Source organism: Staphylococcus epidermidis (genome assembly GCF_006742205.1).
GTDB lineage: Bacteria > Bacillota > Bacilli > Staphylococcales > Staphylococcaceae > Staphylococcus > Staphylococcus epidermidis.
In genome coordinates this window covers 2372573-2391584 of the sequence record NZ_AP019721.1, presented here as the reverse complement: position 1 = coordinate 2391584, position 19012 = coordinate 2372573, and the positions used below count along the sequence as shown (strand labels likewise).

The 19012-nt window shown below is 32.7% G+C and carries 19 protein-coding genes; 7 read left to right on the top strand and 12 right to left on the bottom strand.

Annotation, left to right across the window (positions count from 1 at the left end):
* Positions 1 to 31 precede the first annotated feature (31 nt).
* Complete coding sequence (locus tag FNL83_RS11815; RefSeq protein WP_002456822.1) at positions 32 to 1537, bottom strand: glycosyltransferase family 4 protein; 1506 nt, start codon at positions 1535 to 1537, stop codon at positions 32 to 34.
* A 397-nt stretch (positions 1538 to 1934) separates the two neighbouring features.
* Between FNL83_RS11815 and FNL83_RS11810 the strand changes: the two genes are divergently transcribed.
* Positions 1935 to 2483: a GNAT family N-acetyltransferase gene (locus tag FNL83_RS11810; protein ID WP_002437244.1), complete on the top strand. Its 549-nt coding sequence runs from the start codon at positions 1935 to 1937 to the stop codon at positions 2481 to 2483.
* Between the two features lie 121 nt (positions 2484 to 2604).
* On the opposite strand, the gene FNL83_RS11805 is transcribed toward FNL83_RS11810, so the two are convergent.
* The 6 genes from FNL83_RS11805 to FNL83_RS11780 form a co-directional block, all read right to left on the bottom strand.
* Complete coding sequence (locus tag FNL83_RS11805) at positions 2605 to 3069, bottom strand: bacillithiol transferase BstA (RefSeq protein ID WP_001831338.1); 465 nt, start codon at positions 3067 to 3069, stop codon at positions 2605 to 2607.
* Between the two features lie 475 nt (positions 3070 to 3544).
* Complete coding sequence (gene elxI1, locus FNL83_RS11800; protein ID WP_001831347.1) at positions 3545 to 3775, bottom strand: epilancin biosynthesis-related protein ElxI1; 231 nt, start codon at positions 3773 to 3775, stop codon at positions 3545 to 3547.
* 150 nt (positions 3776 to 3925) lie between these two features.
* On the bottom strand, positions 3926 to 4564 hold the full coding sequence (locus tag FNL83_RS11795; protein WP_002437239.1) for an ABC-2 transporter permease: 639 nt from the start codon (positions 4562 to 4564) through the stop codon (positions 3926 to 3928).
* Positions 4564 to 5406: an ABC transporter ATP-binding protein gene (locus FNL83_RS11790; protein ID WP_002437236.1), complete on the bottom strand. Its 843-nt coding sequence runs from the start codon at positions 5404 to 5406 to the stop codon at positions 4564 to 4566. The genes FNL83_RS11795 and FNL83_RS11790 overlap by 1 nt, the downstream gene beginning before the upstream one ends.
* 27 nt (positions 5407 to 5433) lie before the next feature.
* Positions 5434 to 6168, bottom strand: a complete 735-nt coding sequence (locus FNL83_RS11785) for a DUF3169 family protein (RefSeq protein ID WP_002437234.1) — start codon at positions 6166 to 6168, stop codon at positions 5434 to 5436.
* Entirely contained in the window at positions 6165 to 6368 is a 204-nt protein-coding gene (locus tag FNL83_RS11780) for a helix-turn-helix transcriptional regulator (RefSeq protein ID WP_001831346.1), read from the bottom strand. Before FNL83_RS11780 ends, FNL83_RS11785 begins: the two co-directional genes overlap by 4 nt.
* A 285-nt stretch (positions 6369 to 6653) precedes the next feature.
* On the opposite strand from FNL83_RS11780, the gene FNL83_RS11775 reads away from it, so the two are divergent.
* The 3 genes from FNL83_RS11775 (at position 6654) to FNL83_RS11765 (ending at position 8884) form a co-directional block, all read left to right on the top strand.
* Positions 6654 to 6854, top strand: a complete 201-nt coding sequence (locus FNL83_RS11775) for a sterile alpha motif-like domain-containing protein (protein ID WP_001831332.1) — start codon at positions 6654 to 6656, stop codon at positions 6852 to 6854.
* Positions 6855 to 7471: 617 nt separating this feature from the next.
* On the top strand, positions 7472 to 7684 hold the full coding sequence (locus tag FNL83_RS11770; RefSeq protein WP_002456823.1) for a hypothetical protein: 213 nt from the start codon (positions 7472 to 7474) through the stop codon (positions 7682 to 7684).
* Positions 7685 to 7699: 15 nt separating this feature from the next.
* Positions 7700 to 8884: an acetyl-CoA C-acetyltransferase gene (locus FNL83_RS11765; protein ID WP_001831350.1), complete on the top strand. Its 1185-nt coding sequence runs from the start codon at positions 7700 to 7702 to the stop codon at positions 8882 to 8884.
* 217 nt (positions 8885 to 9101) lie between these two features.
* On the opposite strand, the gene FNL83_RS11760 is transcribed toward FNL83_RS11765, so the two are convergent.
* From FNL83_RS11760 to FNL83_RS11740, 5 genes are read right to left on the bottom strand one after another with little or no spacing between them, the layout of a single operon-like run.
* Positions 9102 to 9845, bottom strand: a complete 744-nt coding sequence (locus FNL83_RS11760) for a cyclase family protein (RefSeq protein ID WP_001831362.1) — start codon at positions 9843 to 9845, stop codon at positions 9102 to 9104.
* 21 nt (positions 9846 to 9866) lie between these two features.
* Positions 9867 to 12113 (bottom strand): 5-methyltetrahydropteroyltriglutamate--homocysteine S-methyltransferase, encoded by a 2247-nt coding sequence (gene metE, locus FNL83_RS11755; protein WP_002437223.1) that lies wholly within the window; start codon positions 12111 to 12113, stop codon positions 9867 to 9869.
* Positions 12110 to 13948, bottom strand: coding sequence for a bifunctional homocysteine S-methyltransferase/methylenetetrahydrofolate reductase (locus FNL83_RS11750; protein WP_002437221.1), 1839 nt, complete (start codon positions 13946 to 13948; stop codon positions 12110 to 12112). The genes metE and FNL83_RS11750 overlap by 4 nt, the downstream gene beginning before the upstream one ends.
* A complete protein-coding gene (metC, locus tag FNL83_RS11745) occupies positions 13902 to 15077 on the bottom strand; it encodes a cystathionine beta-lyase MetC (RefSeq protein WP_002437219.1) in 1176 nt (391 codons plus the stop codon). Before metC ends, FNL83_RS11750 begins: the two co-directional genes overlap by 47 nt.
* Positions 15074 to 16177 (bottom strand): PLP-dependent transferase, encoded by a 1104-nt coding sequence (locus tag FNL83_RS11740; protein WP_002486191.1) that lies wholly within the window; start codon positions 16175 to 16177, stop codon positions 15074 to 15076. Before FNL83_RS11740 ends, metC begins: the two co-directional genes overlap by 4 nt.
* A gap of 728 nt (positions 16178 to 16905) precedes the next feature.
* Here FNL83_RS11740 and FNL83_RS11730 point away from each other — a divergent pair.
* The 3 genes from FNL83_RS11730 (at position 16906) to FNL83_RS11720 (ending at position 19002) form a co-directional block, all read left to right on the top strand.
* Positions 16906 to 17748 carry a ParB/RepB/Spo0J family partition protein gene (locus tag FNL83_RS11730; RefSeq protein ID WP_002437214.1) on the top strand — a complete coding sequence of 281 codons (843 nt, stop codon included), beginning with the start codon at positions 16906 to 16908 and terminating at the stop codon, positions 17746 to 17748.
* A 154-nt stretch (positions 17749 to 17902) separates the two neighbouring features.
* Complete coding sequence (locus tag FNL83_RS11725) at positions 17903 to 18778, top strand: mechanosensitive ion channel family protein (protein ID WP_001832526.1); 876 nt, start codon at positions 17903 to 17905, stop codon at positions 18776 to 18778.
* 20 nt (positions 18779 to 18798) lie between these two features.
* Positions 18799 to 19002, top strand: a complete 204-nt coding sequence (locus tag FNL83_RS11720) for a DUF951 domain-containing protein (RefSeq protein ID WP_001831361.1) — start codon at positions 18799 to 18801, stop codon at positions 19000 to 19002.
* The last annotated feature ends 10 nt before the right edge of the window (positions 19003 to 19012 follow it).

Genomic DNA, 19012 nt, shown 5'->3' with positions numbered 1-19012 from the left:
TTCACCCTTATATATCTTAATAAATTGGCGATTATAAATTAACTTTTAACGTTCTGAAAACAGTGAGCCATGTATCAAAAACATTTTTGTCATTAAATATTTGGGCATGTTTAATACTTTCCTTAGAAAATTGTTCTCTTAAGTTAGAATCGAGTAATAACTTTTTAACGCTGTGATAGAGTTGTTCTTTATTATCTTGTTCAATTAAAAAGCCATTTTTATGATTAACAATTAACTCAGAAGGTCCGTATTTGGTATCATAACTTACTGTAGGTACGCCTTTAGCAATCGTTTCAAGTACACCTAAATTGAACCCTTCCATTTTACTTGTCAATAAAGATAAATAGGCGGTCTCTATTTCTTGATTTAAATCATAAATGAAGCCACGTAAAAACACGTGATTTTCTAAATGATATTGAGCTATTAATTTACGATAATGTGTTTCTTCTTTACCAAACCCAAATAAATGTAACTGTAAATTTGGAAATGCTGGAACTAGCTTAGACATTAGTTCTATTTGATGACCTAATTGCTTTTCAGGAGAATAACGGCCGATAGAAATCATTTTGTTAGGCAATGGTTTATTGTCACTACTATGATGAGATTCATTTGTATCAATATAACCTGCAGGTATAACGTAAATGGGAATAACGTTATTAATTTTTACAGATAAATCTGTTTTTTGTTGTTCAGTAGATACTATGATTCCTGAATATCGGGATAAGTTATCTAAAACAGGTTTATACGCTTGTTTGATTTCAGAATGATATATATCATTGATATTTTTTACGTGGGTACTGTGGAAAACGGCGAGAACTGGTATTTTAGTATCAGTTTGATCAATGATTGGCCCTGTAACGATGTTTTTATCACATAAAAATACGTCTCCTAAATGATATAGCGCATTAATTGCAAACGCTAAAAGTTCATTTTCATCGTTGAAAAAACGAACGCCTCGTGAAGTATTATAAATGATAGATTGTACCGTAGGATGTTCGTGCTCAGGGTTGTAATATTTTTGAAATTTAACTTTTTGTGTAGGTGTAAAAAATTGTTCCATCACGACTTTTTGTTGAGAGGTTAAAATTCTACTACAACTTAAAAAGCCTCTTGTATCGTAAAAATCTCTTCGAATTTTACGTTGTTGTATATCAAAATGGTTAATATAGTCTAAAGTTTGATAATTTGAATCAACAAAATGCACATACATTTTATATGTGTCGTTATCGTATATTTTAATATCATTCGTATTTTCAACGAATTTTAAGGTATAATTACATATATTTTGCCAATAATTTATCCAATCAATATGTTTTTTCTCAAAGTTAATACTATCTTGTAGAAAATCGTAAAGACTGAAAATATCTTTTGAATCGATGTTTAACGAATGTGCATGCATATATAAACGTGGTGACCAAGATGTGAATATGAGTTTATTTGGGACTAAATTATCTTTAAATAGCTTTAATCTATTGATCATAGCTTGTTCTATACCTGTTAATTTATTACCTAAATTCTTACCGATAGAATATATCATTATGATTTCCTCCCATTACATACGGTTTCAACTTAAATTAGAAATAAAAAATAATAATTTAATCTAATAATTTATTTTCTATTATTTATAGAATAAAATAAAGATTGTTTAATGTCTACTTATTATTCATATTTTGGATTTTACTAATCAATATTGAGAAGTATATTTTAAAAAGTTATCTCAGTGTTTTTAACGTTTGTGTTGTTGATGATGATCTATCTTAAGTTAAGCTTTTTCACTCTAATATTGGTTGTAGGTATAAGACAATAGAAACAAGAGAACTACATACACACTTGTGACTTAGAGAATATCGAATTCTAGTAATCAAGTTTTATGACATAATCCTATATTCGTGTATACTAAAATAACAGAAAATTCTAAAAAAGGATGATTTTGTATGTTTAGTTATCAAATAAATAAAAATATTAAATTAAAAATATTAGAAGAACGAGAAGCCGAACAGTTATTTAAATTAGTAGATAGCAATCGTGACTATTTAGCTGAATTTCTACCTTTTGTTGAACATACGAAGAAAGTTGAAGATAGTAAACACTTTATCCATTCGGCGTTGCAACAATTTATCGATGGTAATGGATTTCATTGTGGAATATGGAGTAATAAAGAATTGATTGGAGTCATAGGATTGCATTACTTAGATTTAGTTAATAAAACAACTTCAATTGGTTATTATTTAGCTGAAGACTTTCAAAAGAAAGGTATTATGACTAAATGTACTCAAGCGTTAATTCGCTATGTATATGAAGTGTATGATATTAATCGTATAGAAATACGAATGTCTACTAAAAATAAGAAAAGCAGAGCTATACCAATTAGACTTGGGTTCACGCAAGAAGGTATATTGAGAAGTAATGAACGATTACAAGGGGAATTCTCAGATATTTATGTTTTTAGCTTGTTGAGGGAAGAATGTACGTATACTAGATAAAACTCCTCGAAAGATATGTTTATCTTTGTTTTAGCGAAAGCATTCAAATAAAATTTGATAATTCTCTAAACATTTTAAAAGCGTCTGGGGATGATAATCCAGACGCTTAAATATATTGTGCTTATTTTTCACGAAGTACACGTGTCATTTCTTCAATTTTACCGGTGTGTAATGGCACATGGATAGCATTTAACATTAATAATTCATCAAGTGTGTTACAACCTGCGATAGGTTGGTCTAATTTTTGAGCTAACTGCTCGTGTGTTAATTTTTTAGCACGTTCTGGTAATGTTTGAATGTGTTGTTTGATTTCGTTGATAGCAGGTACATCTTGTCCCTTCCAGTCTCTAGGATTTGAACCATATCCAAACAATTTATTATATTTTTCAACATCTACGACATGTTGATTGCCCAATGATAATGCTTGTTCAAAGATTGTTAATACATGACCATATTGCCAATGTAAAGTGTTTGGGAAATGTTGAGTTTCTTTATCTAATACTTCTTCAACATTCCAATTGTCATAATCGGCTAAAAGATTGTTTACGCCCAATTCAATGACATTATAAACTGTGATATTACTCATCATATTCCCCCTTTCTTATATCGATGGTATTACTAAAAATACCCATTAAAAAGCTAGCATATGCATTAAAGATAAAAGTTATCACAAGTTTTAGTTTAAATTTAATGTATATGGGTCTTCTCTTTTTTAATCTGTTCCTTTAATACATATATAAACATATCAGTGTATTAGTTGTAAAAACTGAGAAGTAAGATAAATCTAGAGTTTATTAGAGACATTGATATACGAATTAATTGATAATTCAACTAATAACTCGAAATTTAGTTCAAATGCAGTAGGCCTTTTTGATAGAAATGAAGAACAAAGTTTTAGATTGAGTAACGAATGTTTATAAAGTAGTTCGAGATTAGTATAGGAAAAGCGTGCCTTTTTCTTTTTAAACTCCTACGAGATATATTTATTTATCATCTAATTCGATAAGTTGGGTTCTATTGAACCAGTGACACTTAAAATATGATGATTATATACCTATTGATTATGAATCATTATGCTTTTTCTTATTTTTATCTTTAATCATTTCAGAAGGAACAGCAAAGATAAATACTAGAATAAACAAAATGAGTGCTAAATGAGGTACATTTTCTAGGAAATACCATCTTAAGTGCCAGTCAAACATATCATTTGCATAATTTACAAAATACTTGGTAAACAATAAAGCAACACATATGCCTGTTAAAGTATCTAAAACTTTAGTTAATAATGTCATTAAAATACTCCTTTATCCCATTTTTAATTAACTATTTATAAATATATTAATAAATAATTATCTTTAAATGAAAATAAATTATTAAAAACTTAAAAGATATAAATAACCCCCTGAATTTTCAATTACCGAAAATTTAGGGGGTTTTTAATATTATAGTTCTTGCTTGTTAAAAATTTTAATCGATAAAATATAAGAGATAATAATTGAAATCAATCCAAGTATTCCATAAATGGAATATACAACATAGCTTTGTGTGTTGCTCAGCATTGTAATCATAGAGCCACTTCCTGTTTGATTACTCAATATCATTGATGCGATATAGAATAAGAAAGAGATAATAATGACAGCAAATGTTGTAGTCATCACAATGACATTTGAATTTTCAGAACCGAATTTGAATGTTAGAGGAAACATAATGGAGAAAGTCCCTGCGCCACCAATGGCAACACATAGTGAAATGAATACCATACTTAAACTTTGTGTGATTAGACCGACACTAGGTACGCCTGCAAGTATCCCAACTAATGCACACAAGAGAAAAATAATATAATAACTTTTAACATAATCAGCTCTTCTAACAGGAAGTGTGGATATGTAATTCATCCATCTTGAGTCCTTTTCACGTTTGAAGTTATCCGTAATAGGAGATATTAAAAAAATGATAGCAAGAAAGCTGTTCATCGTTGGATTTAAAAATGAGAAAACGACTGCAGCAATAATTCCGACTACTAAGTAGATGAAAAATGATTTTTTAGCTGTATAAAATATACTAAGAGTAAGACCTTTCATTATACTTCACCTCGCATAATAATTTTAGTTGCATCATCGATTGTCTTTAGTGGTTGTGCATCAGGTACTTTTTGATAGTTATTCACTAAACTGATTTGTCGATCATTACGTCTGCGCGTTGCGATTAGATACTCATTTGAAATATTGAAATGCTCAACTGGTTGATCGATGATGCCGTATTGGCTCAATAAAACTTCTTTACTTTCTTTTAAAATAATTCGACCATCACGCATAAAAACGAGCTGAGTAGCTAGCTGTTCAATATCTTCAGAAATATGTGATGAAATTAATATGGCACGATCGTCTCCTAAATAATCCTCTAGAATTTCTAACACATGTTCACGTCCTGATACGTCCATACCTGCTGTAGCTTCATCTAAGATTAATAATTTAGCATCATGGCTTAAAGCAATTGTTAAAGCTGCTTTCATACGCATTCCTCTTGAGAATGTCTTAATTTGATTATTTGTTGGTAGTTCAAATGCTTTGATTAAAGAAAAGAATGTATCGCTGTTCCAAGCATCATATATTTCAGTAAAAACTTTATTGATAGATTGTAGAGTTAATTTATCTGGAACACGTAAATCATCAAAAACTACACCTAAATGTTCTTTATATTTGAAGTCGTTCTCTGTCACCTCTTTATCGAAGAATTTCAGTGAACCATTATCTTTATGTCTATTTCCTACAAGTGTATTAATGAGGGTAGACTTACCTGAACCATTTTTCCCAATTAAACCCACTACCTCGCCAGGTTTAACAGAGAATGTGATGTCAGTAAGCTGGAATTCTGAATTCTTATATGATTTATTGAGTTGCTGAACTTCTAATAAGTTTTCCATAATTTACTCCTTTTCTTTAAATTAGTTTTAGGATTTCTGTTCTGATTTATAAAAATTACTGACTTTCAGTAAATATCCCAATGAATTATAGATAAATAAAATGATAAACAAAATTATGCCTAGTGATTGATTCATGCCTGTAGTTATTGAGAATATCCCCAGGGTCATAATTCCTATAAAAAGTAATACAATATTCTGCTGGTGCACTTTATACGAGGAAACGAGTGTGATGTATCGCTCTCCTTCGTCCATAATATTAAATGCTTTTTCAGTGTAACGTTTCTCTCCTAATTTAGGGTATCGAGCATCAAATTTTCTATAAAATATCCCAATCATTATGGATGAAATGATTGTAATAATGAAAGGAATCATTATTAGAGCGATGTGATTCTCAGATGCATTTCCTATGACGGGTATTAAAATTGCAATAAAAGCGACAATTAATTGCATTGTGTAAATAAATCTTACTTTCAATGATTTGATGTATGATTTATTTTCATATGTATCTGCTAAATCATCTGAAATATTTGCGTCAATTTTAGCTTTATAGTGAAGTGACGCATTTTGGACTATAAATAAATACACAGTAAGTATAATATTTATTAATGATGCTACGATGGTTGTATAAAGCACAACTTTAAAGTTAGCGAACTGTGCATAATTAAATAACTTCTCCCAGTTAATAGCTCCTATGATGTATCCGATGATGCCTCCAACTAATCCTCCTAATAAACATAGAAGTGCATACCTTTTTATTTTCAAAAGTCTTCCTCCTCCATAATAAAGATATCTTCAACAGGTTCACCAAAGATTCTTGCAATTTTTATTGCGGTTAATATAGATGGTGTAAAATCGTTGCGTTCTATTAAAGACACCGTTTGTCGTGATATTCCAGCTTTTTTAGCAAGCTCTGTTTGGTTATATCCATCACGGGCTCGTAATTCTTTAAGTCTATTGCGCAAATTGTATCACTTCCTTACATATAAACTATATAATATATTTGTCATTATGACAAGTATATTAGTCAAAATGACAAAAATAATAGACTTTTTAGGGATTGTATAAAATTGATTTTTAGTAATACAAGTTTTAATAAAATTTATTAGTTTTTAAAAAAGAAATACTTTTAACATATAAATAAGACCTCAACTATTAATTTTTTACTTAAATTTAAACAAATGTATTTTGTAAATGCCTTCATTTTGGTAATATATACCTATTGTTGCAAAATATAGGAGGTTAGGGTATTGAGCTTTTATCGTTTTATGAAGAATTTTGAAGGTGAAAAAAGTCATTTTGGAGATTTGTTTGAAGGTATGAAAGATATTAATTTTCCTGAAAACATTACGACTCCAAGGGAAATTATGGAAAAGTTCCAACATTGGTTACAAGAACCTAGTTTACACGATACGATACAAGATGCGATTAAGCAGTATCAAAATAAATAACTTTCATCTATATTAAAAGGTTGTTGAATAAATCAGGGTTTTAGTCAAAATCTTTTAATGTAATTTTTATAAATATACGTTGATAGGATTCATTTTCGGAAAAATAGTGCAAATAAATCAATGATTTCGTGTTTTGAATAAATAATCAAAATAATAGATGATATGTCTCAACTGTTTTTTAACAATGGCGATTGTTTTATACTTATTCATAAAAGTCTATGGGACATCAAGACGATTAAATATGGCTTCTTAATCTATTATCAATGATTTTGGTGATTCTAAAAAACACTTTACCAGTGAATTGATAGGAAAGGTAAGTTTAGATTACTTGCTTCTATTATGAAGCATGGGTGACAAATATAAAGGAAAGTAAGTACTGATTGCATAATAAAATTTAGAAATGTAAATCATCGTAGATATAATAGTAGATGTTAAGGAAATCTTATAAAGATGACTTGTGTTAAGTGGGACGGTTAGACTACCCCGTTTGTATAGACATGAGTATTTCTTTTATGGTTTCCTCTTTTTTTACAACAATGGATTAACTATATTTAGTGAAGTGAGAGTGATTATGAAATTAAAATTGATCATTGCTTAGAAAGAAAGTGATGCATTTGATGATGATAGATCATAATGGAATTTTTCTATGTAAATTTGGTAATATAATGTGGAATGTGTTTACTGCAATTAAAGTATGTAATACTCATTTAAATACAATGAAGGTAAGAGATAAACTCTTAAATAATAGATTTGAATATCCAAATATAATGACAATAAGAAAAGAAGGTTTGCTTCTTCCCTCATTTTTAGAAAAGTATAAGTTATATTAAGGAGATGAATATGACATGTCACGCATAGTATTAGCTGAAGCATATCGAACACCTATAGGCGTGTTTGGTGGTGTATTTAAGGATATACCTGCCTATGAACTAGGTGCAACAGTTATTCGTCAAATTTTAGAACATAGTCAAATAGATCCTAATGAAATCAATGAAGTTATTCTAGGAAACGTATTACAGGCAGGTCAAGGACAAAATCCTGCTCGTATTGCTGCGATTCATGGTGGTGTGCCAGAAGCGGTACCTTCTTTTACTGTAAATAAAGTTTGCGGTTCTGGATTAAAAGCGATTCAACTTGCCTATCAATCTATTGTAGCGGGAGATAATGAGATTGTTATCGCTGGAGGCATGGAAAGTATGTCTCAATCTCCAATGCTTCTTAAAAATAGTCGTTTCGGTTTTAAAATGGGAAATCAAACTTTAGAAGATAGTATGATAGCTGATGGTTTAACTGATAAGTTTAATGATTACCATATGGGTATCACAGCCGAAAATCTAGTTGAACAGTATCAGATTAGTCGTAAAGAACAAGATCAATTTGCATTCGATTCTCAACAAAAAGCATCACGTGCACAACAAGCTGGTGTATTTGATGCTGAAATTGTACCTGTAGAGGTACCACAACGTAAAGGCGACCCCCTAATTATTTCTCAAGATGAAGGCATTAGACCTCAAACGACAATTGATAAGTTAGCACAACTCCGTCCAGCATTTAAAAAAGATGGATCAGTAACTGCTGGTAATGCATCCGGTATCAATGACGGTGCTGCTGCTATGCTCGTTATGACGGAGGACAAAGCGAAAGCATTGGGCTTACAACCTATAGCTGTATTAGATAGTTTTGGTGCGAGTGGTGTGGCGCCTTCAATTATGGGTATTGGTCCAGTTGAAGCGATACATAAAGCTTTAAAACGTTCTAATAAAGTGATAAATGATGTTGATATTTTTGAATTAAACGAAGCTTTTGCAGCGCAATCAATTGCTGTAAACCGTGAGTTGCAATTACCGCAAGATAAAGTCAATGTTAATGGTGGTGCGATTGCACTAGGACATCCGATAGGGGCTTCGGGTGCGCGTACTTTAGTTTCATTATTACATCAATTAAGTGATGCTAAGCCAACAGGTGTGGCATCTTTATGTATCGGTGGCGGTCAAGGTATCGCTACGGTTGTATCTAAATATGAAGTTTAACATTTAGTGGAGCACGGTTTTTATATCATAAAAGTGTGTATTAAAAAAGCTATAAACGAAGTCGTTTTAAAAACTTCGTTTATAGCTTTTTACTTAGTTAGAAAGAGTTCATTGCTATTCAAATATTATGATGATGAACATTGATGGAATAATATCATAGCGGTTGTGCACCACTTGAACCACCACGTGGTTGAGAACGCTAGATGAAAGACATCAATTAAGGTTTTATTGCGAATGCACGAACTGGAAAGCCTGGTGCATCTTTTGGTTTTGGGCTGATTGCATAGATAATTGCACCTCTGGTAGGTAATTGATCTAAATTGGTAAGTAATTCGACTTGGAATGTGTCTTGACCTAAGATATATCTTTCGCCAACAATATCACCATTTTTAGCTGTATCAATTGAGGCATCAGTATCAAATGTTTCGTGACCTATGGATTTAACACCACGTTCTTCAATGAGAAATTTTAATGCATCAAGGCCCCAACCTGGAAGATGTTGATGGCCATCTACATCTTTATTTTCAAATTTTTCTATATCTGGCCAACGTTTTGACCAATCAGTACGTAATGCGACAAAAGTACCTGCTTCAATGCGACCGTGTTGTTGTTCCCAATCTTCTAAATGTTTACGTGATACGATAAAATCTGAATTTTGTGCAGCTTCTTTAGAATAATCTAAAACAATTAATGGTAAAACAAGTTCTTTTAAATCTAATTCTTCTAAATATCTTCTATTTTCAACGAAATGGATTGGAGCATCAATGTGTGTTCCATATTGAGTTACGATACTCCAACGTTGTACATAAAACCCATGATCTTTAACATTGAATAGCGTTGAGACTTCACCTTTTTCAAATTCGCTAAAACGAGGGATATTTGGGTCGAAAGTATGTGTTAAATCGACCCACTGAGCCTCTTTTAAAGTATTTAATTGATTCCAAAGTGGATACTGTGACATTTGCCTCACCTCTAGCTCGTATTATGCTGTTGTTGATTCAGATTCTTGACGTTTCTTTTTAACTGCATTGACTAACACTGTTAATGCATCTTTCACTTCATTTTCTTTACGTGTTTTTAGACCACAGTCTGGGTTAACCCAGAATAGAGAACGATCAATTTGTTGTAATGAACGATTAATTGCAGTAGTAATCTCTTCTTCGGTTGGAATACGTGGACTGTGAATATCGTAAACACCTAATCCAATTCCTAAATCATAATTAATATCTTCGAAATCTTGAATTAAGTCTCCGTGACTACGAGAAGTTTCAATAGAAATAACATCTGCATCTAAATCATGGATAGCATGAATGATTTGTCCAAATTGAGAATAGCACATATGTGTATGAATTTGTGTTTCATCATGCACAGATGATGTCGCTAATTTAAATGAATGTACAGCATCTTCTAAATATTGTTCGTGATATTCAGAGCGTAGAGGTAAGCCTTCACGCAACGCTGGTTCGTCAACTTGAATGACTTTGATACCTGCTTCTTCTAAAGCTAACACTTCTTCATCAATGGCTAAGGCAATTTGATCTTGAACAACCTTTCTAGGTACGTCTACGCGTTCAAATGACCAGTTTAAAATAGTAACTGGACCTGTAAGCATACCTTTTACTGGTTTGTCAGTTAAGCTTTGCGCGTATACTGTTTCTTTTACAGTAAGTGGGGCAGTCCACTTCACATCTCCATATATAACTGGTGGTTTAACTGCACGAGAACCGTAAGACTGTACCCAACCGAATTTTGTTACTAGGAAACCTTGAAGTTTTTCCCCAAAAAATTCAACCATGTCGTTACGCTCAAACTCACCGTGTACAAGTACGTCTAAACCAATATCTTCTTGGATTTTAATCCAACGAGCGATTTCATTTTGTAAAAATTCTTGATACTCAGCATCTGTAATGCGATTATTTTTCCAATCTGCTCTAAATTTACGGACTTCACGAGTTTGAGGGAATGAACCAATCGTAGTCGTAGGTAAATCTGGTAAATTTAGACGTTGGTTTTGTAATTGCTTGCGTTTAGCAAATGGTGATTTACGATGTGTCGGTACACTTTCAAAATCGTATTCAAGATTTTTAAATGATTGGCTTTGGAAGCGTTCATAACGTGCTTTGTAATGTTCATATTTTGACAGGTCATTATCATTGAATAAGCGACGCAATGCATCTAATTCGTCTAACTTTTCAGTAGCAAAACTTAATCCTTCTGCAATAGATTCATCAAGTGTTTCATCATCTAGTGATACTGGAACATGTAGAAGTGATGATGAAGGTTGAATGACTAACTGTTGTGTGTGTTGTTGTAATGTTTCGATTAATTGTTTTTTTGCTTCAATATCAGCCGCCCATACATTTCTGCCATCAATGATTCCTGCATAAAGTGCTTTACTTTGATCGAAATCACCATCTTCAATTTGTTTTAAGTTATAGCCGTTATCGTGTACCAAATCTAATCCTAAACCGCCCACTGGTAATGAACTTAAGAATTTTAAGTGAACACGTTCAAAGTAAGTTTGAATGACGAGATATTTTCCTAAACCTTCATTTGCGAAATAGTCGTATGCTTTTCTAGTAATGTCTTCATAACTTTCGCTGTCATCAGTCACTAGAATAGGCTCGTCAATTTGAATATACTCAGCACCTGCATCTACAAGTGACTGTAAAACTTCTTTATATAAAGGAAGTAATGTTTCAACTTTTTCCTCGAACGATTGATGACCACCTTTTGATAATTTTACAAATGTGATAGGACCAACAATTACAGGATGCGCATTTACATTAATTGATTGTGCATATTTAAAACGTTCTAATAACGTATTTTTTTCAACTTTAGGTTCTACGTTGTCCCATTCAGGTACAATGTAGTGATAGTTGGTGTTAAACCATTTAATAAGTGCACTTGCAACATGCTCTTTGTTACCACGAGCAATATCAAATAATAAATCATCATTGACTTCGCGTCCTTGGAAACGTTCAGGGATAATATTGAACAATAAAGACGTATCTAAAATATGATCATATAAAGAGAAATCCCCAACTGGAATGCTATCAAGATGATAATTTTTCTGAAGTAAAAGATTTTCTTTGTGTAAATCAGTCAGTGTTTGATCTAATTCTGCTTTGTCAATTTTATGTGCCCAATAATTTTCGATTGCTTTTTTCCATTCTCTTTTTCTACCTAATCTTGGGAATCCTAAGTTTGAAGTTTTAATTGTTGTCATAATATTGCCTCCTTGTTGGCAGTGATTGATTTAGAGTATGCTGCGAGTTCCAATGAATAATCTACCTTTTGGAAAGGTGTAATAATGTACAGACCGTTGAAGTATTCATGTACTGTATCAATGAGTTCTTTGGAAAGTCTTAAACTTAATTCTTTAGTCTTTTCTTTATCATCTTTAACAGCTTTGAATTGGTTAAGTACATCGTCTGACATTTTGATGCCAGGCACTTCATTATGTAAGAAAAGTGCGTTGTTATAACTTGCGATTGGCATGATACCTATGAAGAAAGGTGTATTTAAATGTTTTGTTTCTTCATATACTTGAATAATTTTTTCTTTACTATAAACGGGTTGAGTTATGAAATAACTCATGCCACTTGCTACTTTCTTTTCAAGTCGTTTAATGGCTCCATCTAATTTTCGTACGTTAGGATCAAACGCACCAGCGATGTTAAAGTTAGTATGTTTTTTCAGCGCATCGCCGTCAGTGTTAATACCTTTGTTAAATCTTAGTGCAAGTTCTGTAAGGCCTTTTGAGTTCACGTCATAGACATTTGTAGCTCCAGGCAAATGGCCTACTTTAGAAGGATCTCCGGTAATAGCTAGTATTTCATTGACACCAATGAGTGATAAACCTAGGAGATGAGACTGTAATCCTATTAAATTACGGTCACGACATGTTACATGTACAAGAGGCTCAATATCGTAGCGTTGTTTAATTAAACTTGCCGCTGCGATGTTACTCACTCTTACGGTAGCTAATGAATTATCCGCCAATGTAACAGCATCTATGCCAGCTTCATCTAATTTTCCTACATTATCGAAAAATGTATCAGTATCCAAATGTTTAGGTGTATCAAGTTCTACGATGACTGTTGGGCCATTTTTAACTTTAGAAGTAAGGTTTTGTTTAAGAACTCGCGTTTGCTTTTGAGATGAAGCTTTATTAATAGGGATTACCTTTTTATCTTTAACGGGTTTTAAATGTTTAACTGCTGATTTAATATAGCGAATATGTTCAGGTGTTGTACCACAACAACCACCTATCAATCTGACTCCCTCATTAATTAATTCTTGAGCTATATCTCCGAAATATTGAGCATTATCACTATATTTGAATTCACTATTCTCGATATCTAATAAACTAGCGTTTGGATAACACGATAAATACGCATGTTTAGGAAGTTCTATATGTGAAAATGATCGTTGCATATGGTGTGGGCCATGGTGACAATTTAATCCAACTACATTGGCGCCACATTCAACTACGTATTTCAATGCCGCATTAATTTCAGTGCCATCAACTAAGTAATTCGTATTTGAAGCGGTGAGTTGAGCGATGATTGGAATATCGTATTTTTGTCGTGTAGCAGTGACGATGCGAGTTAATTCATCTAAATCGTAATAAGTTTCAAATAGAAGGGCATCTACACCTTCATCAATTAATGTATCGATTTGAAGTTCTGTATGATATTGAATTGTTGAAAGACTGATATCCTCTTGCCGGACGCCTCTGAATCCACCTACCGTTCCAAGTATAATTGTGTCCTCATTTGCTGCATGTTTAGCAATTTGAACTGCAGCTTGGTGAATTTCTTTAACTTTATGTTCAAGACCAAAGGACTTTAATTTTTCAAAGTTAGCACCATACGTATTCGTTTGAATGACGTCTGCACCAGCTTCGATATAAGAACGATGAATCCGCTCGACCTTATCTGGATGAGTAAGATTGTAGGATTCCGGACAAGTATCAAGACCTTCCGAGTAGAATATTGTTCCAATAGCGCCATCAGCTACTAAAACGTTGCTCTTTAATTGGTTCAGTAAATGACTCATTGAAAGCCTCCTTTAAAGCGTAGTTAAAATCTGCGATGAGTTCTTCTGGATTCTCAAGACCTACACTTAAACGGAATAACCCGAAAGTGATGCCACGTTCACGTCTCACATCTTCTGGCACTGCTGCATGAGACATTGTTGCGGGATGTGATAGGATAGTTTCTACACCACCGAGACTCACTGATACAAGTGGTAAAGTAAGAGAATCGACGAACTTTTGTGCTTTAGATTCATCTTTAAGTCGGAAACCTATCACTGCACCTCCAGTTGAAGCTTGCTTGAGATGTGTAGGATTATTTCCTGGGTAATACACCTCAGAAATCTCCTCTCTTTGACTCAAAAATTGAACAAGACGTTCAGCATTATGAACAGATTGTTTAAAACGAACTGGTAATGTTTTAAGATGTTTTGCAAGTGCCCAACTATCATATGCAGAAAGGGCTGTGCCCGTGCCGTTCTGTAATAAGTACAATGCATTTGCAACCTCTCTATTATTAGTAATTGCTGCACCTGCAATTAAATCGCTATGTCCACCTAGAAATTTAGTTGCACTATGAATAACTATGTCAGCGCCTAGTGCTAAAGGTGATTGACCCAAAGGTGTCATAAACGTATTATCAACAGCTAATAGTATCTTATGTTCCTTTGCTAGCGTTGCTACAGCATGAATATCTGTAATTTTGAAAAGTGGATTTGAAGGCGTCTCTACATAGATGAGTTTTGTGTTTGATTGAATAGCTTCAGTGATATGATCTATATGTGTAGCGTTAACTGTAGTAAATTCAATATTGAATCGATTGAGTATTTGTTCAGTTAATCTAAATGTGCCCCCGTAAACATCATCAGGTAAAATAACATGATCCCCTGCGTTTAATGTGAGTAAAACGGCTGAAATTGCAGCAATGCCTGAAGCATAAGCAAATGCATATTTACCACCTTCTAAACGTGCAAGTTTCTCTTCAAGTAAAGTTCGGTTAGGGTTACCACTTCGTGCATAATCATATTGAGTCTCACCGCCTAACACTTTTTGATGGAATGTAGATGAATCGTAAAGTGGCGGGTTAGCTGAGTCGTAGTCTTTACCTCTACGCACATCGAATATTACTTCTGTTTCTTTAGATAAACTCATGAAATCACTCCTACTTTAGAATTCTCTAATGCTTGAATTATGTCAGCTTCTATATCGTTATAGTCTTCTATACCTACGGACAATCTGATGAGATATTCATCAATTCCACGTTTGTCTTTTTCCTCATCTGGCATATCAACGTGTGTTTGTGTATAAGGGAAGGTGATAAATGTTTCTGTACCACCTAAGCTTTCTGCAAATATACAAATTTCTAAATTTTCTAAAAATTTAGCGACGCTATATGCTTGGTTCAGTCTTAAACTAAGCATGCCTGTTCGTCCACTATATAAAACTTCATCAATTGAATCTGACTGGCGACATCGTTGTGCAAGTTTTTGAGCATTTTCTTGGGAACGCTCTATGCGAAGATGTAATGTCTTTAGACCTCTTTGTAAAAGATAACTATCAAGAGGTGATAGAGTTGCTCCAATCATATTATGGAATTGATTCAATTGTTCAGCTAATTGAGCATCCTTAACAGTTACAACTCCAGCTAACACATCGTTATGTCCGCCAATATATTTTGTTGCTGAATGCAGAACGATATCTGCACCTTCTTCGAGTGGTGTCGAAAGATAAGGTGTTAAAAAAGTGTTGTCGATAATTGTTAATAGTTGATGTTTTTTGCTAAGGATATAATATGTTTCTACATCAATTTCAATCATTTGTGGATTTGAGATTGGTTCAATAAATAATGCTCTAGTTTGTGGAGTGATGTTTTTTTCCACTTCTTCATAATTTAAAAAGTCTACATATTTAAACTTCAAACCATATTGTTTTTCGTAAAAATCGAATAACCGAAATGTTCCACCATATAGGTCAAATGCAACGAGAATTTCATCACCTGGTTTGAATATATTACATATTAACTGAATCGCCGCCATACCACTGGAAGTAGCAAATGAAGCAATGCCTTTTTCAAGTTGTGCAAAAGCTTCTTCAAAGGCTGTTCTTGTTGGATTTTTAGTTCGTGTATAATCATAGCCTGTTGATTCACCTAGGTGAGGATGCTGATATGCAGTAGATAAATATATTGGATTGGCAATTGCGCCAGTGTGATCTTGTGTTAAAGCAATTTGAGCTAAATCTGTATCCTTCATAGCTAGCTCCTCCTATTCAGTAAAAATAAAAAAGCTTCCGTCCTTTAGACCCGAATGATTCGGATGTAAAGGACGAAAGCTTAAACTTCGCGGTACCACCTTTGTTTGCTACTTTATTGCTAAAGTAACCTCAATCAGTACGCCATAGTGTTAAAACAGTATACTGAAAATAGCTGATACACAATCTTTTTATCGTAACATCATTAAATAAAACAAAAACTCATTTAATCCATATGTGAATAAATGAGTATTAACGATAAATTGTGACGTATAAAATTTCCAGTACGCCATTTAACATCAATGTTAATACTGTATCGCTATAACGGGCGAACCCGTTGATACCTCATATTGGCATCAACACTCCAAGGCCATTTTCAAACTTTCTTTCAATGCCTTCTCTCAGCGTGTGAAGACTCTCTGTATAAGCAGTGTAAGTTTTACTTTCCTTTTTACAGTGTGTAAAATGTTTTTTAAATTGTTAATACATAGATTACATAGTTTGAATTTATTTGTCAATGATTTTTCTGAAAATTTTGATTTAACAATTAATTTATTATCAGAAATACATCTGAAAATATGTGACGTAATAAGCTTCATATTAAGCCATTAGTATTAATTTGAAAGGCTTGTATTATTGGATTGAACTTTTTTAAAATAAGTAATGAATCAATGAGGATTGATTATTCATTAGAGATACTTAAATTAAGATAGAAAGATGTGGAAAAGAGATGGCATATACAGATGATCAGAGGTTGAAAATGAATAATGATGATAGTGTGCAATTTATTGCACTAGAATTAATTAGACCTAATCCTTATCAGCCACGTAAGACGTTTGAAGAAGAACGACTCAATGATTTAGCTTCATCAATTCAACAACATGGTATATTACAGCCTATTGTATTACGTCAAACTGTTCAAGGTTACTATATTGTTGTGGGTGAGCGACGATTTAGAGCATCTAAGTTGGCGGGATTAACAGAAGTGCCAGCTATTATTAAAGAACTATCTGATGAAGATATGATGGAATTGGCAATTATTGAAAATTTACAGAGAGAAGATTTAAATGCCATTGAAGAAGCAGAAAGTTATAAAAAAATGATGACAGATTTGAATATTACACAACAAGAGGTTGCGAGACGATTAGGTAAGTCACGTCCTTATATTGCCAATATGCTTAGGTTATTACAGTTACCTAAAAATGTTGCTCAAATGGTTCAACACGGGGCGTTATCTAGTGCTCATGGGCGTACGTTATTAACTTTGAAAGACGCCAGTAAAATAAAAAAGACGGCAAAACAAGCCGCTCAGGAGTCTTGGAGTGTAAGGTATTTAGAGGAGTACGTCAATGGTTTAGTCAGTAAAGACATCTCAAGGAAAGTTGACAAAGAGACTAAGGAAAGTAAACCTAAAATGATTCAACAGCAGGAAAGATTTTTAAAAAAGCAATATGGTGCGAAAGTAGATATTTCGACATCTAAAAATGTCGGGAAAATCACGTTTGAATTTAAATCTGAAGCAGAATTCAAACGCTTGATTCGTCAACTTAATAAAGATTATAAGGAATATTAAAAAATTAGCCTTTATAAATAGGAAGCATATACATAGTTTTATAAATATACCTCAAAAGGATAGTATTTTAAAACCATAGACGTATTATCTAAATGAATAAATTAAGTTATAATAAATGAATTATGAAAAAAATGAAAGGGAGGGCATATTTTATATGAATCAACTTAAACATATTTTATCTTCATTGTTCGAACCTTTAACAAAGGTTGAAACATATGAAAATTTAATTACTAAAGTAATAATGATTTTAATTTATATCCTTGTAGCGATTGTTGTTATAGCAATTTTGAATAAGATTATTGAGCAAGCATTTAAAATTCAAAATAAAAGCAAAAAAGGAAATAAAAAACGTTCAAAAACACTGATTTCTCTTGTACAAAACATAGTAAAATATATCGTATGGTTTGTTGTTATCACAACAATTTTAAGTAAGTTTGGTATTAGCGTCGAAGGTATCATCGCTAGTGCTGGAGTTGTAGGTATTGCAGTTGGTTTCGGTGCGCAAACAATAGTAAAAGATATTATTACAGGTTTCTTTATTATCTTTGAAAATCAATTTGATGTGGGTGACTATGTTAAAATCAATAGTTCAGGAACTACGGTAGCAGAAGGTACTGTGAAATCTATTGGTTTAAGATCAACGCGAATTAATACAATTTCGGGAGAACTGACTATTTTACCTAATGGTAGCATGGGGGAAATTACGAACTTTTCAATTACAAATGGGACTGCTATTGTAGAACTACCAGTATCAGTTGATGAAAATATAGATCAAGTTGAAAAGAAACTCAATCGTTTATTTGTTTCTTTACGTAGTAAATATTACTTATTTGTCAGCGATCCAGTTGTTGATGGCATTGATGCGATAGAATCTAATAAGGTTACTATACGAATTTCAGCGGAAACAATTCCTGGTGAAGGATTTTCAGGCGCTCGTATTATTCGTAAGGAAGCTCAAAAAATGTTTAGACAAGAAGGTATTCGCATGCCACAACCAGTCATTTCAAATTATAATGAAGAAAAAAGCTAATCATCATTGGAGGTCATTTCATGACGTCAAAGTATGGAATAAATGATATAGTAGAAATGAAAAAACCACATGCATGTGGAACAAATCGTTTTAAGATTATTAGAATGGGTGCTGATATTCGTATTAAATGTGAACATTGTCAGCGCAGTGTTATGATTCCACGGCAAGTGTTTAATAAGAAAATGAAAAAAGTTCTTGAATCTCATCAAGACAAAGAAAGTTAGGAGAATGAAT